General features: G+C 61.7%; 30 protein-coding genes and 2 pseudogenes. 28 read left to right on the plus strand and 4 right to left on the minus strand.

All coding sequences use genetic code 11. The features are described from left to right. Positions 1-14 precede the first annotated feature (14 nt). From VDQ28_RS17980 to VDQ28_RS17990, 3 genes are all read left to right on the plus strand, one after another. Entirely contained in the window at positions 15-944 is a 930-nt protein-coding gene (locus VDQ28_RS17980; RefSeq protein ID WP_323037234.1) for a VOC family protein, read from the plus strand. Further along, the gene (locus VDQ28_RS17985) at positions 944-1,288 is read left to right on the plus strand and encodes a Rieske (2Fe-2S) protein (RefSeq protein WP_323037235.1); all 345 of its coding nucleotides are present in this window, start codon (positions 944-946) and stop codon (positions 1,286-1,288) included. Before VDQ28_RS17980 ends, VDQ28_RS17985 begins: the two co-directional genes overlap by 1 nt. A 65-nt stretch (positions 1,289-1,353) precedes the next feature. Continuing rightward, positions 1,354-2,127: a cyclase family protein gene (locus VDQ28_RS17990; protein WP_323037236.1), complete on the plus strand. Its 774-nt coding sequence runs from the start codon at positions 1,354-1,356 to the stop codon at positions 2,125-2,127. Between the two features lie 46 nt (positions 2,128-2,173). Here the strand turns inward: VDQ28_RS17990 and VDQ28_RS17995 are convergent, their stop codons facing one another. After that, positions 2,174-2,350 (minus strand): hypothetical protein, encoded by a 177-nt coding sequence (locus VDQ28_RS17995; protein WP_323037237.1) that lies wholly within the window; start codon positions 2,348-2,350, stop codon positions 2,174-2,176. On the opposite strand from VDQ28_RS17995, the pseudogene VDQ28_RS22670 reads away from it, so the two are divergent. From VDQ28_RS22670 to VDQ28_RS18010, 4 genes and pseudogenes are all read left to right on the plus strand, one after another. Then, positions 2,298-3,197 (plus strand): annotated as a pseudogene (locus VDQ28_RS22670) (TRAP transporter large permease subunit); the annotation flags it as partial. The gene VDQ28_RS17995 and the pseudogene VDQ28_RS22670 overlap by 53 nt on opposite strands. 28 nt (positions 3,198-3,225) lie before the next feature. Further along, positions 3,226-4,071, plus strand: coding sequence for a TRAP transporter large permease subunit (locus tag VDQ28_RS18000; RefSeq protein WP_323037238.1), 846 nt, complete (start codon positions 3,226-3,228; stop codon positions 4,069-4,071). A gap of 39 nt (positions 4,072-4,110) precedes the next feature. Then, positions 4,111-4,893 carry a siderophore-interacting protein gene (locus VDQ28_RS18005; RefSeq protein WP_323037239.1) on the plus strand — a complete coding sequence of 261 codons (783 nt, stop codon included), beginning with the start codon at positions 4,111-4,113 and terminating at the stop codon, positions 4,891-4,893. 102 nt (positions 4,894-4,995) lie between these two features. After that, positions 4,996-6,027 carry an aromatic ring-hydroxylating dioxygenase subunit alpha gene (locus VDQ28_RS18010; protein WP_323037240.1) on the plus strand — a complete coding sequence of 344 codons (1,032 nt, stop codon included), beginning with the start codon at positions 4,996-4,998 and terminating at the stop codon, positions 6,025-6,027. A gap of 176 nt (positions 6,028-6,203) precedes the next feature. Here the strand turns inward: VDQ28_RS18010 and VDQ28_RS18020 are convergent. Beyond that, positions 6,204-6,628: pseudogene (locus tag VDQ28_RS18020) on the minus strand (DNA methyltransferase); the annotation flags it as partial. A gap of 5 nt (positions 6,629-6,633) precedes the next feature. Here VDQ28_RS18020 and VDQ28_RS18025 point away from each other — a divergent pair. After that, a complete protein-coding gene (locus VDQ28_RS18025) occupies positions 6,634-7,035 on the plus strand; it encodes a YciI family protein (protein WP_323037243.1) in 402 nt (133 codons plus the stop codon). A gap of 98 nt (positions 7,036-7,133) precedes the next feature. Here VDQ28_RS18025 and VDQ28_RS18030 read toward each other — a convergent pair whose 3' ends face one another. Beyond that, complete coding sequence (locus VDQ28_RS18030; RefSeq protein WP_323037244.1) at positions 7,134-7,886, minus strand: IclR family transcriptional regulator; 753 nt, start codon at positions 7,884-7,886, stop codon at positions 7,134-7,136. Between the two features lie 178 nt (positions 7,887-8,064). On the opposite strand from VDQ28_RS18030, the gene VDQ28_RS18035 reads away from it, so the two are divergent. The 17 genes from VDQ28_RS18035 to VDQ28_RS18115 all read left to right on the plus strand — a co-directional run bounded on the left by VDQ28_RS18035 (position 8,065) and on the right by VDQ28_RS18115 (position 23,594). Continuing rightward, positions 8,065-8,901, plus strand: coding sequence for a cyclase family protein (locus VDQ28_RS18035; protein WP_323037245.1), 837 nt, complete (start codon positions 8,065-8,067; stop codon positions 8,899-8,901). 115 nt (positions 8,902-9,016) lie between these two features. Continuing rightward, a complete protein-coding gene (locus tag VDQ28_RS18040; protein WP_323037246.1) occupies positions 9,017-9,367 on the plus strand; it encodes a cupin domain-containing protein in 351 nt (116 codons plus the stop codon). Beyond that, entirely contained in the window at positions 9,364-10,155 is a 792-nt protein-coding gene (locus VDQ28_RS18045) for an SDR family NAD(P)-dependent oxidoreductase (protein ID WP_323037247.1), read from the plus strand. The genes VDQ28_RS18040 and VDQ28_RS18045 overlap by 4 nt, the downstream gene beginning before the upstream one ends. A gap of 3 nt (positions 10,156-10,158) precedes the next feature. Then, on the plus strand, positions 10,159-11,088 hold the full coding sequence (locus tag VDQ28_RS18050; protein ID WP_323037248.1) for a 3-hydroxyacyl-CoA dehydrogenase family protein: 930 nt from the start codon (positions 10,159-10,161) through the stop codon (positions 11,086-11,088). Between the two features lie 50 nt (positions 11,089-11,138). Further along, positions 11,139-12,422: an ABC transporter substrate-binding protein gene (locus VDQ28_RS18055; RefSeq protein WP_323037249.1), complete on the plus strand. Its 1,284-nt coding sequence runs from the start codon at positions 11,139-11,141 to the stop codon at positions 12,420-12,422. A 55-nt stretch (positions 12,423-12,477) separates the two neighbouring features. Then, positions 12,478-13,206 (plus strand): ABC transporter ATP-binding protein, encoded by a 729-nt coding sequence (locus tag VDQ28_RS18060; RefSeq protein ID WP_323037250.1) that lies wholly within the window; start codon positions 12,478-12,480, stop codon positions 13,204-13,206. After that, a complete protein-coding gene (locus VDQ28_RS18065) occupies positions 13,199-13,903 on the plus strand; it encodes an ABC transporter ATP-binding protein (RefSeq protein WP_323037251.1) in 705 nt (234 codons plus the stop codon). Before VDQ28_RS18060 ends, VDQ28_RS18065 begins: the two co-directional genes overlap by 8 nt. Positions 13,904-13,906: 3 nt before the next feature. Further along, entirely contained in the window at positions 13,907-14,770 is an 864-nt protein-coding gene (locus VDQ28_RS18070; protein WP_323037252.1) for a branched-chain amino acid ABC transporter permease, read from the plus strand. Then, entirely contained in the window at positions 14,767-15,783 is a 1,017-nt protein-coding gene (locus VDQ28_RS18075) for a branched-chain amino acid ABC transporter permease (protein ID WP_323037253.1), read from the plus strand. The genes VDQ28_RS18070 and VDQ28_RS18075 overlap by 4 nt, the downstream gene beginning before the upstream one ends. Before the next feature lie 3 nt (positions 15,784-15,786). After that, positions 15,787-16,719, plus strand: coding sequence for a 3-keto-5-aminohexanoate cleavage protein (locus VDQ28_RS18080; RefSeq protein WP_323035430.1), 933 nt, complete (start codon positions 15,787-15,789; stop codon positions 16,717-16,719). Positions 16,720-16,736: 17 nt separating this feature from the next. Beyond that, on the plus strand, positions 16,737-17,537 hold the full coding sequence (locus VDQ28_RS18085) for a glutathione S-transferase family protein (protein ID WP_323037254.1): 801 nt from the start codon (positions 16,737-16,739) through the stop codon (positions 17,535-17,537). Positions 17,538-17,602: 65 nt separating this feature from the next. Continuing rightward, entirely contained in the window at positions 17,603-18,610 is a 1,008-nt protein-coding gene (locus VDQ28_RS18090; protein ID WP_323037255.1) for a TRAP transporter substrate-binding protein, read from the plus strand. A 59-nt stretch (positions 18,611-18,669) separates the two neighbouring features. Then, positions 18,670-19,197, plus strand: coding sequence for a TRAP transporter small permease (locus VDQ28_RS18095; protein ID WP_323037256.1), 528 nt, complete (start codon positions 18,670-18,672; stop codon positions 19,195-19,197). Then, complete coding sequence (locus VDQ28_RS18100) at positions 19,194-20,492, plus strand: TRAP transporter large permease (RefSeq protein WP_323037257.1); 1,299 nt, start codon at positions 19,194-19,196, stop codon at positions 20,490-20,492. The genes VDQ28_RS18095 and VDQ28_RS18100 overlap by 4 nt, the downstream gene beginning before the upstream one ends. A 7-nt stretch (positions 20,493-20,499) precedes the next feature. Beyond that, positions 20,500-21,447 (plus strand): D-2-hydroxyacid dehydrogenase, encoded by a 948-nt coding sequence (locus VDQ28_RS18105; RefSeq protein WP_323037258.1) that lies wholly within the window; start codon positions 20,500-20,502, stop codon positions 21,445-21,447. 4 nt (positions 21,448-21,451) lie between these two features. Then, complete coding sequence (locus tag VDQ28_RS18110; protein ID WP_323037259.1) at positions 21,452-22,618, plus strand: M24 family metallopeptidase; 1,167 nt, start codon at positions 21,452-21,454, stop codon at positions 22,616-22,618. 10 nt (positions 22,619-22,628) lie between these two features. After that, complete coding sequence (locus tag VDQ28_RS18115) at positions 22,629-23,594, plus strand: amidohydrolase family protein (RefSeq protein WP_323037260.1); 966 nt, start codon at positions 22,629-22,631, stop codon at positions 23,592-23,594. 328 nt (positions 23,595-23,922) lie between these two features. Here VDQ28_RS18115 and VDQ28_RS22675 read toward each other — a convergent pair whose 3' ends face one another. After that, entirely contained in the window at positions 23,923-24,333 is a 411-nt protein-coding gene (locus tag VDQ28_RS22675) for an efflux RND transporter permease subunit (protein WP_416349400.1), read from the minus strand. A 5-nt stretch (positions 24,334-24,338) separates the two neighbouring features. Here VDQ28_RS22675 and VDQ28_RS18125 point away from each other — a divergent pair, with 5 nt between their 5' ends. The 3 genes from VDQ28_RS18125 to VDQ28_RS18135 are packed head-to-tail and all read left to right on the plus strand — an operon-like array spanning position 24,339 to position 26,229. Further along, positions 24,339-25,214, plus strand: a complete 876-nt coding sequence (locus VDQ28_RS18125; RefSeq protein ID WP_323037261.1) for a WYL domain-containing protein — start codon at positions 24,339-24,341, stop codon at positions 25,212-25,214. After that, a complete protein-coding gene (locus VDQ28_RS18130; protein WP_323037262.1) occupies positions 25,211-25,825 on the plus strand; it encodes a DUF1819 family protein in 615 nt (204 codons plus the stop codon). Before VDQ28_RS18125 ends, VDQ28_RS18130 begins: the two co-directional genes overlap by 4 nt. After that, entirely contained in the window at positions 25,822-26,229 is a 408-nt protein-coding gene (locus tag VDQ28_RS18135) for a BREX protein BrxB domain-containing protein (RefSeq protein WP_323037263.1), read from the plus strand. Before VDQ28_RS18130 ends, VDQ28_RS18135 begins: the two co-directional genes overlap by 4 nt. Positions 26,230-26,240 lie beyond the last annotated feature (11 nt).

Genomic DNA, 26,240 nt, shown 5'->3' on the forward strand with positions numbered 1-26,240 from the left:
GAAGGAGGCAAGTGATGCGGATTATTGGCCCGGATGAATTGGTGTTTGGTGTCGATAACGTCGACGCCTGCGCAACGTTCCTGTCAGACTATGGTCTGACCGACGCAGGCAACGGCCGGTTTGAGGCACTGGACAAAACAGCCTTGACGCTGCGCGCGGTGGATGACCCTGCGCTGCCCGCCGCCTTGGGCACCGGCAGCCTGCTGCGCCTGACAATCTGGGGTGTTGAAGATCAAGCCACGCTGGACGCGATCGAGGCCGAGTTGTCCACGGATCGCACCGTCAACAAGGATGACAGCGGCACGCTTTACACCCAGGACGACGCCGGATTCGAGATCGCCTTTCGGATCACCCGGCGCATTCCTCTGGATTTGCCCGCCGAATTGATCAACTCGCCCGGGGCGAAACCGGGGCGCGCGCCGAACGACGTTGCCGCGGACCAGGACGCCGAGGCCAAGCCACGCACGCTCAGCCATATCGTCTATTTCGTGCCTGATATGGACGCCATGGCGAATTTCTACATCAACCGCCTTGGCTTTGTTATTACAGACAAATTCACCAATACCGGCCCATTCCTGAGGCCACAGGCGAACAACGATCACCACGTTCTGTTCATGATCCAGACCCCACCGCATATGAAGGGGCTGGAGCATCTGGCCTTCCATATGAAAGGCCCGACCGACCTGATGCTGGCCGGCTCGCGCATGGTGGAAAAAGGCTACACCAGCTTTTGGGGCCCAGGGCGGCACAAGTTCGGCTCAAACTGGTTCTGGTATTTCAATTCGCCGCTTGGCACGCACATGGAATACGACGCCGACATGGACCACCATGATGGTGACTGGATCAACCGCGAGGCTCCGCTGAACAAGGAAAACTCGCAGATGTTCTTGTTCGAGAACGTCGAAAAATGGGCACCGGGCGGGCCGCCTCCCGGCAAAGGCTGATGGTGCGCCCGGTCAGACAGCGCCTGTGCTCTTTGAAGGACATCCCTGATGGCGGATCCAAGGGTGTCTTGCCCAACAACCGAGGTCGGGCTCAGGGGTTTTTGGTGCGCCAAGGGGATCGCGTCTTTGGCTATACGAACACCTGCCCGCATTACGACCGCGCGCCGCTGGAATGGAAGACCGACGCCTTTCTGAACGGCACGGGCGACCGCATTCAATGTGCATCGCACGGCGCGCTTTTTCGGATTGAGGACGGATTTTGCGAGGTTGGGCCCTGCGCCGGACAGGCCCTGCGGCCGCTCGCCATCCTCATCGAGGGCGGGCAGATTTTTCTGACAGAATAAACCGGGTGCCTTTTGTGGGGCGCTCATGGAACCAAGATGACCCAAACTTCGGGGACGATAGAACCATGACACGACGTATCATTGATCTTGCGGTCAGCCTGACGGACCAAATCGCCAGCGACCCACCCGGATTGGGGCCTCAGATAACCTATGTGGATCACATCACCGGGGCCGCAGAGTTCCGCGAGATGTTCAACCTTCCCGAAGGCGCGCTGCGTGACAATTCCGGTGCGGCGGTCGAACGCTGCGTTCTGACCACGCACAACGGCACCCACATGGACGCGCCGTGGCATTATCACCCCACGATGAACGGCGGCGCACGCGCCATCACCATTGATGAAGTGCCGCTGGAATGGTGCATCGGGCCGGGTGTAAAGCTGGATTTCCGCGATCGGCCCAATGGCCACACGATTTCCGCCGCCGAGGTTGAAGCCGAGCTGGCGCGGATCGGCCACACCCTGCAACCGGGGGATATTGTTCTGGTGAACACAGCGGCAGGTGCGCGCTATGGCAAGCCTGACTATGTCGCCACCGGCTGCGGCATGGGCCGCGAGGCGACGCTGTATCTGGCCGAACGCGGCGTTCGCGTCTGCGGCACCGATGCCTGGAGCTGGGATCCGCCCTTGATGGGTCAGGCCAACCGCGCGCGCGAAACCGGCGACTGGTCGATCTTTTGGGAAGGCCACAAGGCCGGCGCGGACACGGTCTATTGCCACATGGAAAAGCTGGGCAATCTTGAAAAACTGCCGGATTCCGGCTTCGAGATCATCGCGTTGCCGGTCAAAGTCGCAAAAGGCTCGGCAGGCTGGTGCAGGCCCATTGCCCTTCTGAATGCCTAATCACACACGCTGCAAGGGAGGCGCTGGTGGAAAACATCGACATTATTCAGCGATTTGGTTGGGTTAAAAAGGTCACAGGCGTGATCTCGATCCTCTCGATTTCTGCGGCACTTCTGGGTGCAATGGTCATCGTGTTCGACGTGCTCAGCCGCTGGCTGGTGGGAACCTCGGTGTTCGCACTGAACGAGATCATGTCGACGATTTTCGCCATCGCCATTGCCATGACGCTTCCGGCGGGGGCTGCCAATCGGGTGAACCTGAAAATCGACCTGCTCGGCTATATGACAGGCCCGAAACTGACCGCCTGGCTCAAGGTTGTCGGCTCGGTGATGTTGTTCCTCTTCTTTGCCATTCTGGCATGGCGCATCTTCGGGTTGGCGGGGCGTTATGCGGACCAGGGGCGCGCGACATCGCTGCTGCAACTGCCGTTGGCACCGACCTATTACGCCATTTCGCTGGCAACATTTCTCTCGGCGGCGGTGCAAGTCCTCAATGTCATCGAAGACCTGACCGAGGTGCGCACCGCCACCAGCACCATCCGCACGCACAAGGCAGTCTGGCTGGTCCTTGTCGCGTTCTGTGTTTCGGTGATCGGGATCGGCCTGTGGGCGGCGCTCGATTTTCGGGGCTATTCTGACTATGCCATGATGCACCCGGGCCAAGCCGCGATCATGGGTTTCATGTTTTTGTGGATGGCCGTGCTTTTGCAACTGCCCTTGGCGACCGTCACGGCGATGATCGGCATCTGCGGCACGGCGGCCTTTCTGGGTGCCGGAGCCTCGATGAACACCTTTGCCGGCGATGCTGCCAGTTTCCTGCGCGATGATCAGGTGGCGACCCTGCCGATGTTCCTGATCATGGGTGCATTTGCCGTGGCTGCCGGTGTCTCTGACGACTTGTTTCGCCTTGGACAGGCCATTCTGGGCCGGTATCGCGGCGGGTTGGCCTATGCCACGATTGCCGGTTGCGCCGGGTTTGGCGCGGTGTCGGGCAACTCGATTGCAACGGCGGCGACCTTCGGGCGCATGGCGATCCCGGCGATGAAACAGGCCGGCTATGCGCCGACCCTGTCGACGGCCAGCGTTGCCAGGGGGCACCTTGGGTGCCTTGGTTCCGCCATCGGGCGTGATCATCCTGTTTGCGCTGCTCACCGAAACATCCATCGGCGATCTGTTTGTCGCGGCGATGATCCCGGCGGCGCTGGCCGTGCTTTTGTATTTTGGCGCGGTCTTTGTGATCGTGCGCTGGGATCCGAACGCGGCCCCCGAAGCGAACGGCAGCAGCCTGTCCGATCTGTGGCCCGCCCTCAAGGGCTCGTTCCCGGTTGTCCTGATGTTTGGCGTCGTGATCGGGGGCCTCTATGGCGGCCTGTTCACCGCAACCGAAAGCGCCGCTGTTGGTGCGGTCGGGGCGTTCTTGCTGGCGCTGCTGCGCGGCAGGTTGAACCGCGGCGCGATCCTGCGGGTGTTCTCCGAGACAACCGCCACGACCGCGATGATCTATGCGCTGATCTTCGGTGGCCTATCCTTCGCCTTTTTCATCAACATGGGCGGCGCCCCCGAGATGGTCAGCGCCTGGATCGCCAGCATCGACGCACGGCCGATTTTCATTCTGACGCTGCTGATCATCATCTACCTGCTGCTGGGATCCATCATGGACAGCTTTGGCGTGATGATCATCACGCTGCCCGTGGTCACGCCGATCATCCTCGATCTGGGGTATGACATGCTGTTCTGGGGAATTCTGATGCTGGTAGTGGTCGAGATCGGCATGATCACGCCGCCGTTCGGGATGAACCTGTTCATCATCAAGAGCATCGACCCGAACGTGCAGCTATCCACGGTGATGCGCGGCGTGTTGCCGTTCATCCTGGCAGATTTGCTCAAGATCATCCTGCTGGTCGCGTTTCCGGCTTTGGCCCTTTGGCTGCCGTCCACAATGTAGCGCCTCGCGGCACTCTCTCGTCGAACTTAAGGGGGCTGTATGTCCAGCAGAAAACCAAAACTGTTCACCGTTCTCAAGGCTTGGAACCTGACACCGAACATGATCCGCGTCACGCTGACCGGGCCGGAGATTGCCGCGATGGATCCGAATTGCCGCGGGGCCAACTGCAAGATCTTCCTGCCTGCCGAGGGCCAGAGCCGGGACGAGTTTGAACGCCAGCTTCAAGACGGGCCACGCCCTGTCGTGCGGACCTATACCGTGCGCCAGTTGCGCGCCAAGGCGCAGGAAATGGACATTGATTTTGTCTATCACGGCGATGAGGGGCCAGCCTCCGCCTGGGCTGCGCGGGCCAAGCCGGGTGATTTCTGCGGTTTTGGCGGGCCTGGCCCGGTCAAGGTGACGTCCTTCTACGCCAACAGCTATTTGATCATCGCCGATATGTCCGCCCTGCCACTCGCCGCCGCCACCCTCGAGGCCATGCCCGAGGACGCCACCGGCACCGCGATCTTCGAGATCATGGCACCCACCGACCGGCAGCATTTCCGCATTCCACCGGGCATCGAAACCCACTGGATCGTCAACGCCGACCCCCATGTTCAGACCGAGACAATCCCCCGGATGGTTGCGGCGCTGGATTGGCCCGCAGGCGTCGTTCAGACTTGCATTGCGGGCGAAAGCGGCGTGATCAAGACGCTGCGGCAGGCTTTGTTGGTGGATCGCAAGCTGCCCAAGGAAGATTGTTATATTTCAGGCTACTGGAAGATTGGCCTGAAGGAAGATGAGCACCAGACGATGAAACGCGCCGAAAACGCGATCGCCTAAGCCACCGCCCCGAAACTGGAGGAGAGACCCATGACGAACTCCTCAAAAACCGCCGTTTACCCGTTCACAACCCCTACCGGGATCGTCCGCAACCGCTGGTAGATGGCGACATTCTCGAACGAGATTTCGCGTGATCCGATGGAACGCACGTTTCTGGGCACGCCGGTCGTGATGTATCGCAAACTCGATGGCGATCCGGTTGCGATGTATGGCATTTGCCCGCACCGCTATGCACCGCTGGCCACCGGACGGCTAGAGGGCGACGCGCTGGCCTGTGGCTACCACGGGTTCGTGTTCGAGGCCGACGGCTGGTGCTCCAACATCCCCTCGCAAAGCACGCCCGCGAAATTCTGCCAGCCGACCTATCCGATTGTCGAGCGTGGACCGCTGTGCTGGATCTGGATGGGCGACCCCGACAAGGCCGATCCCGCGGTGATCCCACCCTATGCCGATTTTGGCCTTGGCGAAGACGGCTGGCACTATAGCTCCGAGAACTACTATCATATCAAGGGCCGTGCCCAGTTGCTGATCGACAATCTGATGGATCTCACCCACCTGCCCTATGTGCACCACCATGTTCCGGGCGGCGAAGCCATGAAAGCCCCTAAAATCGAAACCGAAGAGCGCGACATCAGCTACCGCGTGTCACGCTTTGCGAAATCGCCTCACACACCGTTCCATGTGCATATTTTTGGCCCTGATACCAAGTTCGAGGGCATGTCAGATTTCCTCGCATTGTCAGACTATTATGGGCCGGAGTTTATACGCACCAGCCTGCCGATCACGATCAAGCTCGACAACGGCGAACCCGTGCCCGAAGGGCTGGGGTCGCTGTTCATCCTGCACGGGATAACCCCTGAAACGGAAAACTCGACGCATTACTTCGGCTTCTCGACGCGCAACTTCCGTTTGGGCGATGCGGCGCTGGACAAGATGCAGCAAGAGTCTGACATCAAAATCCGGGCGCAGGATGTGGAGACCATCGAAGATGTCGAACGGCGTCTGGAGGCATCGGCGGCGTTGCAACGGGAATTCCTCGTGCGCTCTGACCGACCCGCGATCACCGTGCGCAAGAAGATCCAGGAAATGCTCGAGAAAGAGGCGGCAGAGGCTTTGGCCGCTCACTCCGCCTGAGGCAAAAATCCGCACTTTCTCCGGCGGCGGACCCAGAGTTCGCCGCCGATCCACAAACCGTGCCAATAGCGCCGCTTGACCCGGCAAGCCCATCGGCATCATAAATATTCCAATGTTTGCCGTTCTGGCGGTATTGTCGGAAACGCAGGGCACTCGGTAAAATCCAGATCGTGTCTTGCCTTGAGAAAAAAGCCGAGTATGTGGTCTAACGACCTCCAAGAATTGAAATCGCCATCGAAAAGAGACCTCATATCGTCTTTTTGATCGGGTTCCTGTTCAGTTCCGCCTTTGTAAGGCGAGTTCCCCCCTCGTTTTCGAAATCAATCTGCGCCTGATCCAGAGGACTTTGAAACAGATCCTCGGATTGAAACGTCACCCCCGTCCCCATGGGCGGGCAAATCGACAGCCAATCCATCCGCAAGGCGTTGCCGCAGGTGATCCAGTTCTGCGCGTCCAGCGGCAGGAATTCGGCCAGTGGCTCTTTCTGGCCGCGATAGGTCACGTCGCGTTGGTATTCCGCGATGATCAGCGCCAACCGCACGATCTTGGCCGAGAAATCCCGGATCTCGATGCCGCGTAAATTGGTCAGGGGGAGCTGCGCAAATCATGCGAGGGAGAGACGCGGAGAATTGGAACGACGACGAGATTGCCTGCCGCGAGCGTGGAAGCCTCGCGCTCGAGGTTTTCGCCTGTATCACCAGCCCCGCCAAGGACGGCCCGCCCCCGCCTGAATTGCTGGTCGCGTATCTGGCCTACCAAAAAGACCTCGAGGCACGCGGCGCCTTATTCCTTGCCGGTCCGCTGTCCGATCCGACCGGCACCAGCATGCCCGGCGCGGGGCTGATCATCGACCGCGCCGAGACGATCGAGGCGGCGCGCAAACTTGCCCAGGCCGACCCGATGCACACCAGCGGCCGGCGCAGCTTTACCCGACAGGCATGGCGCTTGAATGAGGACGCGCCACGCCAAAGGCTGCGCCTCTCGGACCCGAGTTTCGACCGTTTTTGACCAAGACCACATTCGCGCGGCCAGCCATGCCCACTGCCGATCAACCGGCTGCGCGGCGGACAAGGCGCGCGCAGACTGCGGCAGCGCCCTTGCCGGCCTCAATACGCCAATTGCACCCGCAAGGTCGCCAACATCTCAAGCAGCGCCTCTTCGATCCGGGGGCGGATTTGCACGAAACGCTGCGAGGGCACCGGCACCGAGATCGCATAGATCTCGCCGTGGCGATCACGCAGCGCCCCGCCCAATGCGGAAATCCCCTCGGTGTGCTCGTCGCTGTCACATGCCAGACCGGTTTCCCGCACCTGTGCCAGAAGCGCGGCAAACGCTGGCCAGTCGCCGCGTTTGTGCCAGCGTTGCCATTCATCCTCGACCAGCTTGCGCGCCTGATCCTCGGGCAGCAGCGACAGCGCCGAGCGTCCGTTGGCCGTGGTGGTCAGCGGAAAGGCATCCCCCACCGACGAGACCGTGCGCAGCCGGTGCATACCCGGCACCTGATCGAGAAAAATCATCGCCGCGCCGCGCAAGACCGACAGATCCGCCGTTTCGCCCAATTGCCGCGACAGTTCCGACAGGTGCAAACGGCATTCCTCGACAACATTATAGCGCGTCGCCTCCGAGAGCGCGGTGATCTCGGGTCCCAATCTGATGCTGCCGCCCGAGCTTGACGCAATCACCAAGCGCTCGGCCTGCAACGCGCCAACGATTCGCTGCACCGTAGAGCGGGGCAATTCCACCCGTTCCGCAATCTGGCCAAGCGACAACCCGTCGGTATCATCGCGCAAAACCCTGAGAATCGCCGCCGCACGGGCGATGACTTGAATGCCGGAGCGGGCGGTTGCTTGGTCGTTCATCGGCTAAGTCCTTACAAGTGTCTCACTAGGCAATACAGCAATCAATCATCACTTTGCAATACGGTACAAACAGCGGAATCTGTATTGACCGCTATGCGGTGCATCCGTATCGTATCATGAACTGGGAGGGGCGCAACTGCACTGCCCACACCGCACGACATTCGAGGAGGAAATCGTCATGGTGAAAGTTCGCGGGATCGAGTTCGAGGGCAATCTCGACAACAGCATGGGGCTGGAGTTCTACAATCTCAGCCACCGGTTCGGGTTTCAAAACCCCAATTGGCCGTATTTCGAAGATACCAAAATCGAGCGCATCCATTATATGGCGAAATCCGGCGTGCTCTCGCAGCGCATCACCACCACGATGCACGCCACCACCCATATCGACGCGCCCGCCCATGTCGTGCAGGGCACGCCGTTTATCGACGAAGTGCCGCTGCCGCATTTCTTCGGCTCGGGGATCGTGGTCGCCTTGCCCAAGAAGAAATGGGAGCCGATCACCGCCGAGGATCTCGAGAAAGCCTGCGGTCATGTGATCCGCAAAGGCGATGTGCTGATCATCAACACCGGCTGGCACAAACACTATGAAGATGGAGACTATTTCGCCTATTGCCCCGGTTTCGTGAAATCGGCGGGCGAATGGATGGTCGAGAAGGGCGTCAAGGTTGTCGGTCATGACACCCAAGCCAATGACCACCCGCTGGCCACCGCAATTGGCCCCCAGCGCAACGGCCCGCTACTGCCGCATCTGGCCGAGGAATACAAGGAATGGTCCGGCGGTGTCGATTGGAAGGACGCATTTCCCGAGTGGGAGCCGGTGCATAACGTGCTGTTCAAAAATGGCATTATGGGGATCGAGAATGTCGGCGGCGATCTGGACGCAGTCACCGGCAAACGCTGCACCTTTGCCTTCTTCCCCTGGAACTGGGACCGCGGCGACGGCTGTATCGTGCGGCTGGTCGCAATGATCGACAAAAGCCAGAACTTCCGCATCGAAGCGGGCGAGGCGATCTGAGGCATGTCGGATCGGGCCTTGCCCGATCCGACCGGCGGGGGGCTACGCGCCCCCCGCACCCCCGCGGAGTATTTTCCGCAAGATGAAGCACAAGCCGGAAGGGGAGGTCTGGCCCATGCATGTGAAACACTTTCAGGACGCCGCCCCCTATGAAGCGCCGAACCATTTCGGCTGCCATGGGCTGCGGTTGCAAGGGTTCGAACCGGATGGCCCCAAAAATCAATGGGTTGGCCTGAGCCAGTTCCTGCCCGCAGGCGGCGCAGGGCCGGACAGCACGCCTTTTGAGAAAGTCTATGTCGTCCTTGAAGGCGAGATGACCGTGATCATCGACGGCACCGAGACCGTACTTGGCAAATACGACAGCTGCACGATCCCCGCCGGTGAAATCCGCACCATCGAAAACCGCAGCAATCACACCTGCACAATGCTGGTGGTGATCCCCTACCCGCCCGGAGTGACGCCATGACCCTGCCCGACCCTCTCGAGTTGTTCAATGTGCGCGGCAAGATCGCGCTGATCACCGGCGCATCGGGCGCCTTTGGCGCGGTGGCGGCGCGGATCTTGGGCGGCGCGGGCTGCAAGCTGGTGCTTGCCGCGGGCAATGCCGCGGCGCTGGCCGAACTGGCCGAGGCGTGTCGCGCAGGCGGCGCCGAGGTCATCGAGGTCAACGCCCGCCCCGACAGCGAGGCGGCCTGTGACGCGCTGGTGGCCAAAGCCGTCGAGGCGTTCGGCGCGCTCGATATTCTGGTGGTGGCATCGGGGATGAATAAAGTTGCCAAGATCGACGAGATGGCACCCGAGACATTCGCGCAGGTGATGGATGCCAATGTCACCCAAAGCTGGCTTTTGGCGCGGGCGGCCACGGTGCAGATGAAAGCGCAGGGCTCGGGCAAGATTGTGCTGGTCAGCTCGGCGCGCGGGCTCCTGGGGCATCCGGCGGGCTATACCGCCTATTGCGCTTCGAAAGCGGCGGTGGACGGGATCACCAAATCGCTGGGCTGCGAGTTGGGGCCGCTTGGCATCACCGTCAATGCAATTGCCCCCACCGTGTTCCGCAGCCCGCTGACCGCATGGATGTTCGGCGACGACGATCACGCCAAATCCGTCCGTGCGGGGTTCTTGGCCCGCGTTCCCAAAGGCCGCTTGGGCGAACCCGAGGATCTGGCCGGTCCGCTGCTGTTTCTCGCCTCGAAAGCCTCAGATTTTTACACCGGGCATATCCTCTATGCCGACGGTGGCTATACGGCGGGTTGAGGGATGAGCGCGCGCGCACAACAGATTGCGGTGATCGGCGCGGGGCTGATGGGCCACGGGATTGCCCTGACACTTGCGCGGGCGGGATATCCGGTGGCGATCACCGATCCCGTGGCCGAGGCCCGCGCCTCGGTCAAATCCCGGATCAGCGCCAGCATGGGGCTGTTGGGGCATGCCGAAGGCGAGATCACGCAGACGCTTGATCTGGTTGAGGTTCTCGACACCACCGCGCAGGCCGTGGCACAGGCGGATGTGGTCTTTGAAGCGGCGCCCGAGAAAATGGACCTCAAACGCCGGATCTTTGCCGAAGTTGAGGCCCACGCGCCCGAGTCGGCAATTCTGGCCTCGAACACTTCGGTGATGCCGATCACCGAGATCATGCGCGATCTGCGGCTGAAATCCCGCGCGCTTGGCACCCATTGGTGGAATCCGCCGCATCTGATCCCGCTGGTTGAAGTGGTGCGCACCCGTTGGACCGATGACACCGCCATGCGTAAAATGGTCGCTCTCTTGGAAAACGCCGGTAAAACACCGGTGCGCGTCGAGCAGGACGTGCCCGGATTCATCGGCAACCGCCTGCAACATGCGCTCTGGCGTGAGGCGATCAGCCTTGTCGAGCGCGGGATTTGCGATGCAGAATCCGTCGATACGGTGATCAAATCCTGCTTTGGCCGCCGCCTGTCAGTGCTGGGACCGCTGGAGAATGCCGATCTGGTCGGCACCGATCTGACGCTGGATATCCACAACACGGTGCTGGCCGATCTCGAAAGCCGCCAAGGCCCCTCGCCCTATCTGCAACGCCTCGTCGCCGAGGGCAAACTGGGCATGAAAACCGGCGAAGGGTTCCGCAAATGGACACCGGAACAGGCTGACGCGCTGCGCAACCGTGTTGCCACGCATTTGCGCAAACTGGACGGAATACTCGACGACTAGGCGCAGCTCCGCGCCATTTCCAACCATCTCGAACTGGGGAGGACGAGACCATGACATCCTTACACCGTAGCACCATCAACCGCCGCCGGTTTCTTGCCGGCACTTCGGCGCTGCTGGCCGCGCCCGCAATCTTGCGCGGCAGTCGTGCCTATGCGCAAACACCGACGCTCAAAGTCGGCCATGTCAGCCCGCGCACCGGCCCGCTGGCCGGATTTGCCGAAGCCGATGACTATGTGCTCGAGGCGATTTCCCAAAGGTTCAGCGCCGGAATCGAGAACAACGGCCGTACTTGGGCGATCGAGGTGATCTCGAAGGACAGCCAGTCGAACCCGAACCGCGCCGCCGAAGTGGCCAGCCAGTTGATCCTCGAGGATGAGGTCGACATCATCGTCGCGGCCTCGACGCCGGACACGGTCAATCCGGTCTCGGATCAGGCCGAGATCAACGACGTTCCCTGTATCACCACCGATTGCCCGTGGCAGCCGTATTTCTTTGGCCGCGGCGGCAATCCTGCCGAGGGCTTTCGCAATACCTTCCATTTTTTCTGGGGTCTTGAGGATGTGATCGCCGCCTTCCTCGATATGTGGGGCGGCACAGGGGTGGCGCCGGTAATCGGTGGATTGTTCCCCAATGATGCGGATGGCAACGCTTGGGGCGATCCGGTCAATGGCTTGCCCACGCCGCTGGCCGAGGCCGGTTACAACCTGATCGATCCCGGTCGCTATCAGCCGATGTCGGATGATTTCTCGAACTATATCAACGCCTTCAAAGAGGCCGGATGCGAGATTGTCACCGGCAATATGATCGCGCCGGATTTCGGCACCTTCTGGGCGCAGGCCGCGCAACAAGGCTTTGCGCCGAAGATCGTGACCATCGGCAAGGCGCTGTTGTTCCCCTCGGTGATCGAGGGCTTGGGGGACCGCGGTATTGGCCTCTCGTCCGAGGTCTGGTGGTCGCCCAACCATCCCTTCGCCTCATCCCTGACCGGCGCCAGTGCCGCCGATCTCGCGCATGGGTTCACCGCCGCCACCGGCCGCCCGTGGACGCAGCCGATCGGCTTTAAACACGCGCTCTTCGAGGTCGTCGCCGATGTTGTTGCGCGCTCCGAGGATCTCGAGGATCCCGACGCCCTGCTGGAGGCGATCCGCACGACGGATATCAACTCGATTGTCGGACCGATCAACTGGGCGAACGGGCCAGTGCCGAACGTCACCAAAACACCTCTGGTCGCCGGTCAATGGCAGCGTGAAGGCGAGGGCATTGATCTGAAGATCGTCGCCAACTCCCACGCGCCCGAGATCCCGACCACCGGCGAATTGATGTTGCTGGCGTAACGCGCAAATGCCGTCCGGCGGTGGCCGGGCGGCGTGGTTTACTGCAGAGGGTTTGATGTCGGTAATTCTGGAACTCAACGGTGTGACGAAAGCCTTTGGCGCGGTGGTTGTCGCCGATGACCAAAGCTGGACCCTCGACAAGGGCGAGGCCTTGGGGGTGATCGGGCCGAACGGCGCGGGCAAAACCACGATGTTCAATCTGGTCACCGGCAATCTTGCTGCGGATGCCGGTGTGATCCGGCTCAACGGCGAGACGATCAGCAAATGGTCCGCCGCACGCCGCTGCCGCGCCGGTATCGCGCGCAGTTTTCAGGTGCCACAACCCTTTGCGCATATGACCGTGTTTGAAAATGCCTATGTCGCTGCCACACAGGGCGCGGGGCTCTCGTCGACACAGGCCGACCGGCTGTGTCTTGAGGTGCTCGACCGCACTGGCTTGCTGGCCAAGTCCAACGTCAAGGCCGGTGGCCTGACCCTGCTCGAGCGCAAGCGGCTGGAGCTCTCGCGCGCGCTCTGTGCCAAGCCCAGTGTTCTGCTGCTTGACGAGATCGCGGGCGGGCTCACCGAACACGAATGCCACGCGCTGATCCAGACCATCAAGGATGTGCGCGAAACCGGCGTGTCGATCGTCTGGATCGAACATGTCGTGCATGCGCTGCTGGCCGTTGTCGACCGGCTGATTGTGATCGATTTCGGCAAAAAGATCGCCGAGGGCGCACCCACGGCAATCATGCAATCCGACGCCGTGCGCGAGATTTATCTGGGGCTTGATGCCGATGCCTGATCCGATCCTGACCATCGACGGGCTCAACGCCCATTACGGCGATTTCCAAGCGCTCTATGATCTCTCGATGAGCGTCGAAGCCGGCGAAGTCGTGGCGGTGATTGGCGCGAATGGCGCCGGTAAAACCACGCTGCTGCGCTCGATCAGCGGGCTGTTGCGCAATGCGCCTGCGTCGGTGCTCTGGCGCGGCACCCCGATCGGGGCGATGCGCGCCGACCAGATTGCCGCGCAGGGCATCGCGCTGGTGCCCGAGGGCCGTCTGCTCTTTCCGTCGCTGAGCGTCGAGGAAAACCTGATCATCGGCGGGCAATCGGGCCGCAAGGGGCCGTGGAATTTGCAACGCGTTTACCGGCTGTTTCCGGTGCTGGAAGAGCGCCGCAATCAGGCCTCGACTTCGCTATCGGGCGGGCAGCAGCAGATGGTCGCGATTGGCCGCGCGCTGATGTCGAACCCCGATGTGGTGTTGATGGACGAGATCAGCCTTGGCCTCGCGCCGGTGATCATCCGCCAGATCTATGAGGCCCTGCCCGGCATTGTCGGCGAAGGTCTGACGGCAGTGCTGGTCGAGCAAGACATCTCGAAGGCGCTCTCGGTCTCGAAACGGGTCTACTGCCTGCAAGAGGGCCGCGTCTCGCTTGAAGGCCCATCTCAATCTGTATCGCGCGACGATATTTCGCGCGCATATTTCGGGGTTTAGCCAATGGATTGGATCAATGCTGTTATCCAGGGCGTGTTGCTGGGCGGGCTCTATGCCCTCTTCGCCGCCGGGTTGAGCCTGATTTTCGGAGTGATGCGGCTGGTCAATATTGCCCATGGCGATCTGATCGTGCTCTCGGCCTATCTGGCGCTGACCGTGACCACGGCGTTGGGGCTGCATCCCCTGCTGGCGCTGGTCATTGTCGTGCCGGGCATGGCGCTGGTCGGCTATACGCTGCAACGCGCGATCCTGAACCGGACCATGGGCGATGACCTGCTACCGCCCTTGCTGGTGACCTTTGGTCTGTCGGTGATCATCCAGAACGCGTTGCTGGCGGGGTATTCCGCCGATCCGCAAAAGCTGCAAGGCGGCGCCATCGAGACCGCCAGCGTGGCACTTGGCCCGATTGCGCTGGGAGTGATGCCGCTGATCGTCTTTGCCACGGCGGTGGTGGTGATCGCGGCACTGCAATGGATGTTCTACCGCACCGCCCTTGGCCGCGCCTTTCGCGCCACCTCGGACAATCAGGATATCGCCCAATTGATGGGGCTGAACCGCGCGCATGTCTTCGGGCTGGCGATGGGGCTGTCGCTGGCGGTCACCGCGTTGGCGGGCGTGTTTTTGGGCATGCGCACCTCTTTTGATCCTGCCGCCGGTTCGGCGCGGCTGATCTTCGGCTTTGAAGCGGTAATCATCGGCGGTCTGGGCAATCTGTGGGGCACTTTGGCCGGAGGCGTGATCCTCGGCGTGGCGCAAACCCTCGGCGCCAAAATCAACCCCGGTTTCCAAATTCTGGCAGGGCATCTCGTGTTTCTCGCGATCCTTGCGATCCGGCCCCGTGGCCTCTTTCCAAGGATTGACGGATGAGCACTCTTACAGTTACCCGCCGCACCCGCCTGTCGACAGTGGTCCTGATCCTGCTGGCACCGATCCTCATCGCGCTGATTGCAGCCCCGTGGTGGGCGGGGCGCGCGGATCTGCGACTGATGGGCGAGATCGCGCTGTATATGTCGCTGGCAACCCTGTGGAACCTGCTGGCGGGCTATGCGGGTCTCGTGTCGGTCGGCCAACAGGCCTATGTCGGGCTTGGCGGCTATCTGTTCTTTGCGCTGACCATGCTGGCGGGCATCGACCCTTATGCGGCCCTACCCCTCGCGGCGCTGGCGGGAGCAGTCATCGCCGCACCGGTGGCGGTGCTGATCTTCCGGCTGCGCGGCGCCTATTTCGCCATCGGCACCTGGGTCATGGCCGAGGTCTTCCGGCTGAGCTTCGCACAGGTTTCGGCGCTGGGTGGCGGATCGGGCACGTCGCTGTCCGCGGATATCGTGCGCGGCATGGCTGATGGGCGCGCGGCCCGTGAGGCCATGGCCTGGTGGCTCGCACTCGGCGTCGCGGTGCTGGTGATTGGTGCGGTGGTGCTGTTCCTGCGCTCGCGCCAAGGCGTGGCGCTGACCGCGATCCGCGACAACGAGGTCGCCGCGCGCAGCCTCGGCATTGATATCTGGCGCAGCAAATTCATCGTCTATGTCGTCGTCGGCGGGCTGACCACATTGGTCGGCTGCCTGATCTTCCTGCAAAAACTACGGATCTCGCCGGATGCGGCCTTCAGCGTCAACGACTGGACCGCCTTTGTCATCTTTATCGTGGTGATCGGCGGCATCGGCACCATCGAAGGGCCGATCATCGGCACGCTGGTGTTCTTTGCGCTGCGCGAGACCATGGCCGATCTGGGCACACTTTATCTGATCGCGCTGGGGCTGGTGGCAATTGTCATCATGCTCAAGGCCCCGCGCGGCCTCTGGGGGTTCCTGCGCGACCGCTACAACCTCGAGATTTTCCCCCTCAGCCGCCGGGTGACCGGTCTGACCAAAGGAGCCTGACCCATGGCGCGCAAACCCAGGACGATCATCACCTGTGCCGTGACCGGCGCGATCCACACGCCGACCATGTCCGACGCCCTGCCCTATACCTACGACCAGATCGCCACGCAGGCGATTGCCGCGGCCGAGGCGGGTGCCTCGATCCTGCATCTGCACGCGCGTGACCCCAAAACCGGCGCACCGTCGATCAACCCCGATGATTTCGCGCCGTTTCTGGCCCGCATCAAGCAGGCCACCGATGCCGTGGTGAACATCTCGACCGGTGGCTCGCTGACCGCCTCGATTCAAGACCGCATCAAACCCGCGCTGACCTTCAAACCCGAGATGTGTTCGATGAACATGGGCTCGTTGAACTTCAGCTTTCACGGGCTGGCGGCGCGCTACACAACCTGGAAATTCGACTGGGAGAAAGCCTATGTCGCGGGCTCCGAGGGCAATATTTTCCGCAACACCTTCAAGGATATCAAGGAAGCCGCCGAGACCCTCGCCCCCGACCAGATCAAGTTCGAGCACGAGATTTACGACGTCGGCCACCTTTATAACCTCAAGGCGATGGCCGATCAGGGGCATTTCAAGGCACCGATTTTCCTGCAATTCGTGATGGGCATCATGGGCGGTATCGGCGCGGATGTGGAAAACCTCGTGTTCCTCAAACGCACCGCCGACAAGCTGTTCGGCGCGGAGTACCGCTGGTCGGTGCTGGCGGCGGGTCTCGCGCAGATCCCGATGGCGGTGACCGCCAGCCAGATGGGCGGCCATGTGCGCGTCGGGCTGGAGGACAGCCTGTTCATCGCGCGCGGCGAACTGGCCGAGTCAAATGCCGCGCAGGTCACCAAGGTGCGCCGGATCCTCGAAGACCTCGGCAACACCATCGCCACCCCGGATGAGGCCCGCGAGATGCTGGGCCTCAAGGGCGGCGACCGGGTGAATTTCTGAGCGTGAAAGGAGCAACTATGCTGACCCTCTATCACGCCCCGACCAGCGTCTGTTCGCAAAAGGTGCGGATCGGGCTGGCGGTCATCGGGCTCGAGTATGACAGCCGCGTCCTCAACCTGCAAAAGGGCGAGCAATTCGACCCGGCCTATCTGCAATTGAACCGCGACGCGGTGGTGCCGACGCTGGTGGACGGGGATTTGGTGGTCACCGAATCCTCGCTGATCCTTGAATACCTCGACCGCGAACACAACGGTGCGGCGCTGATGCCCGCGGACCGGGCGGACAAGACCAATGCGCAAAGCTGGCTGCTGCGCTGTCTTGCTATTCATGCGGCGATCAACACGCTCAGCTTTGCCACCGCCATGCGCGAGAGCATTCTGGCCAGCCAGACACCCGCGCAGATTGACGTTTTGGCCGCGAAATTCCCCGATCCGGTGATGGGGGCCAAACGCAAGGATCTGCTGCTGAACGGGTTGGGCTCGATCTACGTCGGGCAAGCTTTGGTTCATCTGCACCGCACGCTGGCCGATCTGCACGCAGCCCTTGCCCAAGCGCCGTGGCTGGGAGGCCAAGCGCTCGATCTTCGCGACATCGCGCTGGTGGCCTATATCGACCGGCTCGAGCGGCTGGGCATGGCGGGTCTATGGACCACCCGATTCCCCCGCGTCGGCCCGTGGCTGGCGGCATGGCGCGAGACCCCCGCCTATCCCACCGCCATCGCCGCGCATGTGCCTGCGGGCAGCGCCGAAATGATGCGCGCCGGTGGCAGCAAACACTGGCCCCAATTGCGGCATCGCTGGGAGGCCCTCACCGGCTGATCGGGGCGACCCGACAGACCGACATCGACACGAAACGACAAGACCACACACCAAGGGAGGACACTATGAGACTGACGACTTTGACCGCACTCACGGCCCTGACGCTGGGGCTTTCGGCGGCGCTCACTGCGGGTATGAGCGCCGGAGCGATGGCGGAAACGCTGCGCATTTCGACCTTCGTGCCGCCCAATCACGCCTTCAACCGCGCGTTGGCCGCTTGGGGCGAAGAGCTGTCCGAGGCCACCGACGGCGAATTGACCGTCGAGATATTCCCCGCCGGACAACTTGGCCCGCCGCCGCGCCAGTTCGATCTGGTGCGCTCGGGCGGGGCGGATATCTCGGTCATTCTCAACGGCGCAACACCGGGCCGCTTTCCGATGACCGAACTCGCCGGCCTGCCGCTGACCCATCCCTCGGCAGGGCTCGACAGCGCCATCACCTCGCGCCGTCTCACCGAACTCGCACCGGAATATCTGGCGGCGGAATACGAGGGCACGCGGATCTTGTGGATGGCGGTCACGCCGCCCTTGAAAATCCATCTGTCGAGCACCGACCCCTCGAACCTCGACAACCTGCGCGGCCTGCGCATCCGCTACGCGGGCACCACATGGCAGCAAATCCTCGAAGCCTTGGGCGCCTCGCCGGTGCCCGTGCCCCCTGCCGAAGCGGCGGATGCGATGAGCCGCGGCGTCGTTGACGGCGCCTCTTTCCCCTTCGAGGCCACGATGTCCTTTGATCTGGCGCCGGTGACGGAATACTCGCTCGAACCCGGCCTCGCCGCCGCAACCTTCGCGGTGATCATGGGCGATGACGCCTACAACCGGCTTTCCCCCGAGCATCAGGCACTGATCGATTCCACCACCGGACCCGATCGCGCCGAATGGTTCGGCACCATGTGGGACGAAGGCGAGGCACATGGTCGCCAGTATATGGTCGATGCGGGGGTCACCATCGTGACGATGGATGCCGCACAGATCGCCTCGATGACCGAGGCCTTCTCGGGGATCGTCTCCGAGGCGATTGACGCGGTCGGTGGCAATGCCGCCGGTTTTGTCGCGGCCTACACCGAGTAATCCCGGTGCGGCCCGCCTGCTATCGGGCGGGCCGCGCTGGCTGAACCCAGGACATCCTTATGCCCGCCGACAGATCGTCCGCGCACCCGCCAGTTCACGAGGCCAAGCCTCAACCGCGCTCGCGCATTGCCACATACTCCCTCTGGATCGCCTCGGCTGCACTGACGGTGATGATGCTGACCGTCGTTGGCGATGTTGTCTTGCGCGCCGCGTTCAACACGCCGGTGCAGGGCGCTTATGACGTGGTGTCGATCATGTTGCTGGTCATGGTCGCCTTCGGCATCGGTCCGGTGATTGTCAGACGCGGCGAAATCCTGATCGACCTGATCGACGCGATCATCGGGCCGAACGCCGTGCGCATTCTCGGCGCGGTCGGGTCGCTGCTCAGCTTTGCAGTGATCACCTTTATCGGCTGGTCGATGATCAGCCCGGCGCAAGACGCCTGGCAATGGGGCGGCTATTCCTTGGAACTTGGCGTGCCGCAGTGGATCCTCTGGGCGCTGGCCTTTTGCGGGCTCGCCGGCGTGCTTTGGGCAGCGGTGCTGCAAATCATCGGCTTTGCGCGCGGACAGGAGGCGCAGAAATGAGCGGTTTTGCCCTGGGCCTGTCGGGCATCGGCTTGATGTTCGTGCTGTTGTTCCTGCGCCAGCCGGTCTGGCTGTCACTGGCGATTGTCGGCATCCTTGGCAATATCATCTACAACAGCCTCAGCACCGCGCAATATGTGGCGGGGACCGTGTTTTTCGACACCGCCTCGAATTACAATCTCTCGGTGGTGCCGCTGTTCGTGCTGATGGGCGAAGTCGCCTCCGGCTCGCGGATGTCGTCGGAACTGTTCAAAGCCGCGCGGGTGATCGTCTCGGGGCTGCGCGGCGGTCTGGCGGTGGCGTCGCTGGCGGCCTCGGGTGCCTTCGGGGCGATCTGCGGCTCATCGGTGGCCACCGCCGCCACGATGACCCGGATCGCCATGCCCGAAATGCGCAAAGCGGGCTATGAGGACGGCTATTCCTCGGGCGCGATTGCGGCGGGTGGATCGCTGGGCATATTGATCCCGCCGTCGATCATTCTGGTGATCTACGGCTCGATTGCCGAACAATCGATTGCCAGATTGTTTGCCGCCTCCCTGATCCCCGGCATTGTCTTGATGCTGATCTATATCGCCGTGGCCCTCTGGCTGGCGCGGCGCTCGGGAATGGTGCCGAGCGAGGCCTCGGCCAGCCTGTTCGAGCGGCTGCTGTCCCTGCGCCATGCGTGGCAATTCGCGCTGCTGTTCGTTCTCTCCATCGGCGGGATTTATGCCGGGGTTTTCAGCCCCAACGAGGCCGCCTCGATCGGCGCCTTCGGTGCCATCGTGCTGGGCCTGTTGCGCCGGTCGCTCAATCTGGCAGGGATCGTAAAGGCGGTACAAAACTCGGTCCTAGTGTCCTGCGCGCTGTTCATGATCGTCATTGGCGCCACGCTGTTCTCGCAGTTCATCGTGCAAACGCGGCTGCCGGATACGCTCTTGGCGCTGGCGCAAGGCGCCGATCTCTCGCCCGCGATGGTGATCGCGCTGATCATCCTGATCTATATCGTCATGGGCTGTTTTCTCGAGGGGATCGGCATGGTGCTGATCACCGTGCCGGTGTTCTTGCCGGTGGTCGTCGGCTACGGATTTGACCCGATCCTGTTCGGCGTACTGGTCGCGGTGCTGGTGGAACTGGGGCTGATCACCCCGCCGGTCGGGATGAACCTGTTTATCATCCGCGCGCAGGTGCCCGATATGTCGATGGGCGCACTCTACCGCGGCATTCTGCCGTTTCTCATCGCGCCGGTGATCCTGATCGCGCTGATCCTCGCGTTTCCGCAACTCACCCTCTGGCTGCCCGCCGTTTTGTATTGAGGACGCTATGCAAATCCCCCAAGTCCTGATCGTCGACTCCGAGGCTGACTTTTATGCCGCAGCCCTGCGCAAAGCGGCTGCGGGCGCCGAATACCTCACCGCCGCATCGCCCGAGGCGGCCCTGTCCCTCGCAACCGGTGCGCAAGTGATCATCGGTCTTGCCCCGCGCCTGACGTCCGAGCTGTTGCGCGCCGCACCACGGCTGGAATGGGTGCAAGCGCTGACCACAGGTGTCGACAATCTGCTCGCGGATCCCGCGCTTTCGGGGATCGCCCTGACCAATGCCAGCGGGTTTCACGGCCCGCAAATGTCGGAACTCGCGATCCTGATGATGCTGTCGTGCGCGCGCAATTTCCCGCAGATGCTGAACAATCAAAGGCAGGCGACATGGCAGCGCTGGCAGCAGCCGCTCTTGCGTGGCAAAACCGTCTGTCTGGTCGGGATCGGGGCGATCTCGGAGACCCTCGCCGGTATGTGTAACGCATTCGGCATGCGCGTTACCGGCGTCAGCGATGGCCGCAGTGCGGTGCCGGGTTTCGCCGCGATCTATACGCGCGCAGCACTTTCGCAGGCCGCGGCCGAGGCCGATTTCCTCGTGATCCTGACGCCCTATAGCGAAAAAACCCACCATATCATCAACGCCGGGATCCTCGCAGCCATGCCCCGACATGCCTTTCTGATCAACCTCTCACGCGGCGGCTGTGTCGACGAAGAGGCGCTGCTCGCCGCCTTGCAAGACACCACGATCGCGGGCGCGGGCCTTGATGTCTTCGCCACCGAGCCCCTGCCCGAGAGCAGCCCGTTCTGGACCCTGCCCAATGTCATCGTTACGCCACATATCGGCGGGTTTTCAGACGTTTACGCACAGCAAGCCCTGCCCCGTGTCGCCGCGCATATGGTGGAATACCTGCGCGGCGGCACTGCCGCACTGACCAACCGTCTTGACCGGAGTTAACCAGATGCCCGACACGAACTCGCCGATCTCGGACAAGGAACTCGAGCGTCGCTGGACGATTGCGCGCCAGATCATGGCCGATCACGGCCTCGACGCGCTGGTGATGCAGGCGCGCGAAGACTGGATCGGCGGCTATGTGCGTTGGTTCACCGATGTGCCCGCCAACAACGGCTACCCGCGCACGGTGGTGTTCTTTGCCGACCGCCCGATGGTGGTGATCGAGATGGGCGCTTTCGGGACCGACCGCAGGCCCCAGGCGGGAAATAAATCCACGCGTGGCGTCGGGCAGGTTCTGGGCACGCCCTCCTTCCATTCGATCCATTACACGATCCGCTATGATACCGAGCTGCTGCTCGGCTGCCTTCAGGGTTGCAAGCGGGTCGGAGCGCTGGCGCCGGCCGCCATGCCCTATTCGATGACCGCGGCGCTGATGACGCAGTTCGATCTGTTCGATGTGACCGAAGCGCTCGATGCCGCCAAGGCGATCAAAAGCCCCGAGGAAATTGCCCTGATCCACCAATGCGCCGCGTTGCAAGATCAGGTCTTTGCCGAGGTTTGCGATTTTATCCGCCCAGGCGTGAGTGACCGCGATATAACCTCTTTTGCCGAGGCTGTCGGGCGCCGTTTGGGCAGCGATCAAGGTATCCATCTCGGGCTCTCGGCGCCGATGGGCAGCGCCAGCCGCTTTGCCCCGCGCCACTTCCAAACTCGCGAGCTGCGCGCCGGAGACCATATGTCCCTGCTGATCGAGGTAAGCGGCCCCGGCGGCCTCTATCTCGAAATCGCCCGCACCATGGTGCTCGGAACTGCCGACGACCACCTGCTTGGCGCGTTCGAACAGGTCAAAGCCGCGCAGGACCATACGCTTTCGCTGATGCACCCCGGCGCCGCCCCCGCCCAGATCAGCGCGGCTCATGACGCATGGATGCGCGCCCGCGGATTGCCCCCGGAAACGAGGCTTTACGCCCATGGTCAGGGCTATGAAATGGTTGAGCGCCCGCTGATCCGCCACGATGAAACCATGCCGCTGGCCGAGGGCATGTGCCTTGCCGTGCATCCGGGTTTTGATGACGGTCGCGTTTTCGCGGTGATTTGCGACAACTACATGATCGAGGCCGAGGGACCGTCCGCCTGCCTGCACCGCACCGAGAAGAAAATCTTTGAACTCTGAGGGACCGCCGATGACACTGACCCCGAAAATCGCGCTTGAAGAGCACTTCATGCACCCCGATTTCCTCGAGTATTTCGCGACCACCGCGATCAATATCTCGCCCGCGCTGTTTGGCAAGGCCCGTGAGGCGCTGATGGATTTCGGCGAACGGCGGCTGGCGGCGATGGACTCCATCGGCGTGGAAACCTCGGTGCTCTCCCTTGCCGGACCCGGCGTGCAGGCCGAGAAACGCACCGAGATCGCGGTCCGACGCGCGCGCGAGGTCAATGACTACCTCGCCGTTCAAATGCAGAAACAACCCGCCCGCTACGGTGGTTTCGCCCATCTGGCGCTGCAGGACCCCGCCGCCGCCGCGGACGAGTTGGAACGCTGCGTGCGCGATTTGGGCATGCGCGGCGCGATGGTCAACGGGCAGACCGGCGCCACCTATCTCGACGATGACCGCTGCGCGCCTCTGTGGGAACGCGCCGCCGATCTGGGTGTGCCGATCTATATCCACCCCAATAATCCGCCCGAAACCACCCATATGTATCACGGCCACCCCGAATTATTCGGGCCGGTCTGGTCATGGACCGTCGAGACCGCCACCCATGCGTTGCGGCTGGTGTTCTCCGGCATCTTCGACCGCTACCCCGGTGCCAAGCTGATCCTCGGCCATATGGGCGAGACGCTGCCGTTCCTGCTCTGGCGGCTCGATTCGCGCTGGGAGATTTCCAATCGCGGCGACATGACCCTCGCGCGGCCACCCTCCGAGTATTTCAAACGCAACATCTGGGTCACCACCTCGGGCGTCTGCGCCGACGCACCACTACGTTGCACGATCGATACAATGGGCGATGACCGGATATTGTTTGCTGTCGATTACCCATTCGAGACCGCACAAGAGGCCGGCGACTGGATCGAATCCGCGGATATCATGCAAGCGCAACGCCTGAAAATCTGCCGCGACAATGCGCGTGCGTTGCTGAAGATTTGACGGGCTAACCCGGTGTGGTCTGTATCGGCGCAGAGTGCCGGCTGGTGTTGCCTAACAGATCACATCATCCATGCCGGCAAACACGAGGTGTCTAGCCAATCACGCGAGATTTCCAAGTCCATGATGTGATCGAGTGATACCAAATTCTTGCACTATTCCTTTTGCTCCGCGGTCCTGAACGGCCGCATTCAACTGTTCGAGAAGATGAAAAGAGACGGTGCTGGCTTGCCAGGAAACGTGGTCAACGCCACAGGGCTCAAACGCCAATCACCGCCTCGTGACCGACGAGGCCGAGGTCGATGACGAGGGCGGAATAGTAGGATAAGGATCAGGGTCTACCTGCGGCTGTTAGCACCATTCTCTCCTGCTGCAAGCGGCGGGACGATGAGCCGGGTTGCGATCCCCAGACGGCAATCCAGCGGTAAACGACCGGCGTCAAGAACAAGGTGAAGACGGTCGCAAAGCCAAGCCCGCCGACGATGACCCAACCGACTGCAACGCGCGCTTCGGCGCCTGCCCCTGGGGTGAAAATGCAGACACGATGCTCGCAGGTCAGAACATTCCGCCGGCCCCTCTGTCGCACGCGTCGGTGCGCAACGGTGCCGTCGGCCGGCGCGATCTTCGGCAACTGCGGCGAAGCCGTACCGTCGGTCGAGAAAATCCTCCGCCCAAAGGTCGTGACGCTTGAGGCACAAAGGGTTCTTTTTTGTGGACGGGTCAATAAATACACACTACCCATGCGGTATGATTGTCCGTGACACACCTCACCTGACCCGATGGCAACGCGACCGGCGTGCCTTTATCGAACACCGCATTTTCTGGCATGGGTCGATCGGGCTGGCCGACCTGATGTCCGTGATGGAGATCAGTCGGGCGCAGGCATCGAAGGATCTTAACGGGTACATTGCCGATCACCCTGAGCATCTATTCTACGACAAGAGCGCCCGGACTTACGTGATGGGAGAAGGTTTTGATGCGCATTACCTGTCGATTGATCCGGCTGAGTATCTGGCGGATCTCGCTGCGGTCGCTCAGGGCGCGCAGGTGCCGAAATCGGATTGGATCGTCGATCATCCCAGCATTCTAACGCCGACAGTGCCCGCGCGAGGGCTTAGGGCCACAACGGTGCGCAACGTCTTGATGGCTTGCGCTCAGGGGCGACAGTTATCCGTCACCTATCAATCCATGTCGTCGCCAAAGCCGATCGGGCGTGACATTGCACCACACGGGGTGGCCCATGACGGATTTCGGTGGCATGCGCGGGCCTATTGTTTCAGGGATGGCATCTTCAAGGATTTCGTCCTGAGCCGTATTCTGACCAGCCAGCTATCCGGCACGTCCGAGATAGATGCCCAGTTGGATACCGATTGGGTGGAGCCGATCACCTTACAGATTGCAGCGCATCCGGCCCTCTCCGACAATCAGCGACGTGTGGTTGAATTGGATTACGGCATGACCAACGGCACCGCCGAGGTCGTCGTCCGGAAATGCCTCCTGTTTTATAATCTCAAACGACTTGGCTTGGACACCGATCCTGAGGCGCGCGCGCCCCAAGATCAGCACATCGTGCTGGTCAACAGGTCGGAGGTGCAAGCCGCACTGGGAAGACAATCAGCATGAGCAAAGTACATCACAACAAGTACAGAATGTCGTTCAGCACGGGCGGGCTTTTCATCAATGAAAGTGTCGCGGTCGCCCGGCTTCATATCGAGGGCGAGCCTTGGGAGCAAACCGTGCTACGCGCCATGGATCAAGGTGCGACGCTGCTTCCGAAAGCAGCGTCCAATCGTCGTACGCTGCGCGAAATCGCGAACCGTTTACAGACCTTGTCTACGGAAGAACGCAATTTCCTGCTGGATGAGGCTGATCGCACCGACCAGCAGGCATTGCTCTGGTTGTCCACATGCCGGGCCTATCGGTTCGTTCGTGAATTTGCGCTCGAGGTCATCCGCGAACGTCATCTTTCCTATCAGGTCGACTTGCCTCTGGAATCCTTTGACATTCTCTTCGAGGCCAAGGCGGAGTGGGATGAAGATCTGGCAAAACTCAGCACTTCCACCCGCAAAAAACTGCGACAGGTCATGTTTCGCATAATGCGCGACGCGGGCGTCATAACCAGCGCAAATCGCATCCAGTCAGCCATTCTTTCGCCGCGATTGAAAACGATGCTTGAAGTCGAGAATCCGGCAGAGCTTGCCCTCTTTCCCGGCATAGCAATGGACGGAGCATGAGTATGAAGCCCGCGTTGAGCAGAAGAGAACGCGCTGAGCACCTCTACCGCGTCATTACCAGCGAACAATTCCTGACAAAGCAGGGCCTTGGCAATGAAGTGCCGTTCTTCATCTACCCCTTTCCGGCTGAGGAAGGCCTGTCGATTGTCGATGATCGCAAGGATCTGGTCTCCCGCGTCGGCCATTCCGGCGTGCGTGTGCTGGACCTGAGCCTTTACGATATCGCGCTGGAAATCTTGGAAGAGCGTGACATTCTCGAACAGGTTCTGGAAATCGAGGCCGACAGCGAAAAATCCGAGATAAAAGAGCTGCTTCAAGGCGTCCTCGACCCGGAAACCCATCTGATTGTAGATTTCCACGCGGAAGTGAGCCGGGTTTTCCATCGAGAAGTGAGCCACCTCTAGGTTATGTTTCG

The organism is Pararhodobacter sp. (assembly GCF_034676545.1).
Classification (GTDB): Bacteria; Pseudomonadota; Alphaproteobacteria; order Rhodobacterales; family Rhodobacteraceae; genus Pararhodobacter.

What these genes read in the sequence shown, in the direction of transcription:
- VDQ28_RS17980 (WP_323037234.1), top strand. Translation starts at nt 15, where the DNA reads ATGCGGATTATTGGCCCGGATGAATTGGTGTTTGGTGTCGATAACGTC.
- VDQ28_RS17985 (WP_323037235.1), top strand. Translation starts at nt 944, where the DNA reads ATGGTGCGCCCGGTCAGACAGCGCCTGTGCTCTTTGAAGGACATCCCT.
- VDQ28_RS17990 (WP_323037236.1), top strand. Translation starts at nt 1,354, where the DNA reads ATGACACGACGTATCATTGATCTTGCGGTCAGCCTGACGGACCAAATC.
- VDQ28_RS17995 (WP_323037237.1), bottom strand. Translation starts at nt 2,350, where the DNA reads ATGGCAATGGCGATGGCGAAAATCGTCGACATGATCTCGTTCAGTGCG.
- VDQ28_RS18005 (WP_323037239.1), top strand. Translation starts at nt 4,111, where the DNA reads ATGTCCAGCAGAAAACCAAAACTGTTCACCGTTCTCAAGGCTTGGAAC.
- VDQ28_RS18010 (WP_323037240.1), top strand. Translation starts at nt 4,996, where the DNA reads ATGGCGACATTCTCGAACGAGATTTCGCGTGATCCGATGGAACGCACG.
- VDQ28_RS18025 (WP_323037243.1), top strand. Translation starts at nt 6,634, where the DNA reads ATGCGAGGGAGAGACGCGGAGAATTGGAACGACGACGAGATTGCCTGC.
- VDQ28_RS18030 (WP_323037244.1), bottom strand. Translation starts at nt 7,886, where the DNA reads ATGAACGACCAAGCAACCGCCCGCTCCGGCATTCAAGTCATCGCCCGT.
- VDQ28_RS18035 (WP_323037245.1), top strand. Translation starts at nt 8,065, where the DNA reads ATGGTGAAAGTTCGCGGGATCGAGTTCGAGGGCAATCTCGACAACAGC.
- VDQ28_RS18040 (WP_323037246.1), top strand. Translation starts at nt 9,017, where the DNA reads ATGCATGTGAAACACTTTCAGGACGCCGCCCCCTATGAAGCGCCGAAC.
- VDQ28_RS18045 (WP_323037247.1), top strand. Translation starts at nt 9,364, where the DNA reads ATGACCCTGCCCGACCCTCTCGAGTTGTTCAATGTGCGCGGCAAGATC.
- VDQ28_RS18050 (WP_323037248.1), top strand. Translation starts at nt 10,159, where the DNA reads ATGAGCGCGCGCGCACAACAGATTGCGGTGATCGGCGCGGGGCTGATG.
- VDQ28_RS18055 (WP_323037249.1), top strand. Translation starts at nt 11,139, where the DNA reads ATGACATCCTTACACCGTAGCACCATCAACCGCCGCCGGTTTCTTGCC.
- VDQ28_RS18060 (WP_323037250.1), top strand. Translation starts at nt 12,478, where the DNA reads ATGTCGGTAATTCTGGAACTCAACGGTGTGACGAAAGCCTTTGGCGCG.
- VDQ28_RS18065 (WP_323037251.1), top strand. Translation starts at nt 13,199, where the DNA reads ATGCCTGATCCGATCCTGACCATCGACGGGCTCAACGCCCATTACGGC.
- VDQ28_RS18070 (WP_323037252.1), top strand. Translation starts at nt 13,907, where the DNA reads ATGGATTGGATCAATGCTGTTATCCAGGGCGTGTTGCTGGGCGGGCTC.
- VDQ28_RS18075 (WP_323037253.1), top strand. Translation starts at nt 14,767, where the DNA reads ATGAGCACTCTTACAGTTACCCGCCGCACCCGCCTGTCGACAGTGGTC.
- VDQ28_RS18080 (WP_323035430.1), top strand. Translation starts at nt 15,787, where the DNA reads ATGGCGCGCAAACCCAGGACGATCATCACCTGTGCCGTGACCGGCGCG.
- VDQ28_RS18085 (WP_323037254.1), top strand. Translation starts at nt 16,737, where the DNA reads ATGCTGACCCTCTATCACGCCCCGACCAGCGTCTGTTCGCAAAAGGTG.
- VDQ28_RS18090 (WP_323037255.1), top strand. Translation starts at nt 17,603, where the DNA reads ATGAGACTGACGACTTTGACCGCACTCACGGCCCTGACGCTGGGGCTT.
- VDQ28_RS18095 (WP_323037256.1), top strand. Translation starts at nt 18,670, where the DNA reads ATGCCCGCCGACAGATCGTCCGCGCACCCGCCAGTTCACGAGGCCAAG.
- VDQ28_RS18100 (WP_323037257.1), top strand. Translation starts at nt 19,194, where the DNA reads ATGAGCGGTTTTGCCCTGGGCCTGTCGGGCATCGGCTTGATGTTCGTG.
- VDQ28_RS18105 (WP_323037258.1), top strand. Translation starts at nt 20,500, where the DNA reads ATGCAAATCCCCCAAGTCCTGATCGTCGACTCCGAGGCTGACTTTTAT.
- VDQ28_RS18110 (WP_323037259.1), top strand. Translation starts at nt 21,452, where the DNA reads ATGCCCGACACGAACTCGCCGATCTCGGACAAGGAACTCGAGCGTCGC.
- VDQ28_RS18115 (WP_323037260.1), top strand. Translation starts at nt 22,629, where the DNA reads ATGACACTGACCCCGAAAATCGCGCTTGAAGAGCACTTCATGCACCCC.
- VDQ28_RS22675 (WP_416349400.1), bottom strand. Translation starts at nt 24,333, where the DNA reads ATGGGTAGTGTGTATTTATTGACCCGTCCACAAAAAAGAACCCTTTGT.
- VDQ28_RS18125 (WP_323037261.1), top strand. Translation starts at nt 24,339, where the DNA reads ATGATTGTCCGTGACACACCTCACCTGACCCGATGGCAACGCGACCGG.
- VDQ28_RS18130 (WP_323037262.1), top strand. Translation starts at nt 25,211, where the DNA reads ATGAGCAAAGTACATCACAACAAGTACAGAATGTCGTTCAGCACGGGC.
- VDQ28_RS18135 (WP_323037263.1), top strand. Translation starts at nt 25,822, where the DNA reads ATGAGTATGAAGCCCGCGTTGAGCAGAAGAGAACGCGCTGAGCACCTC.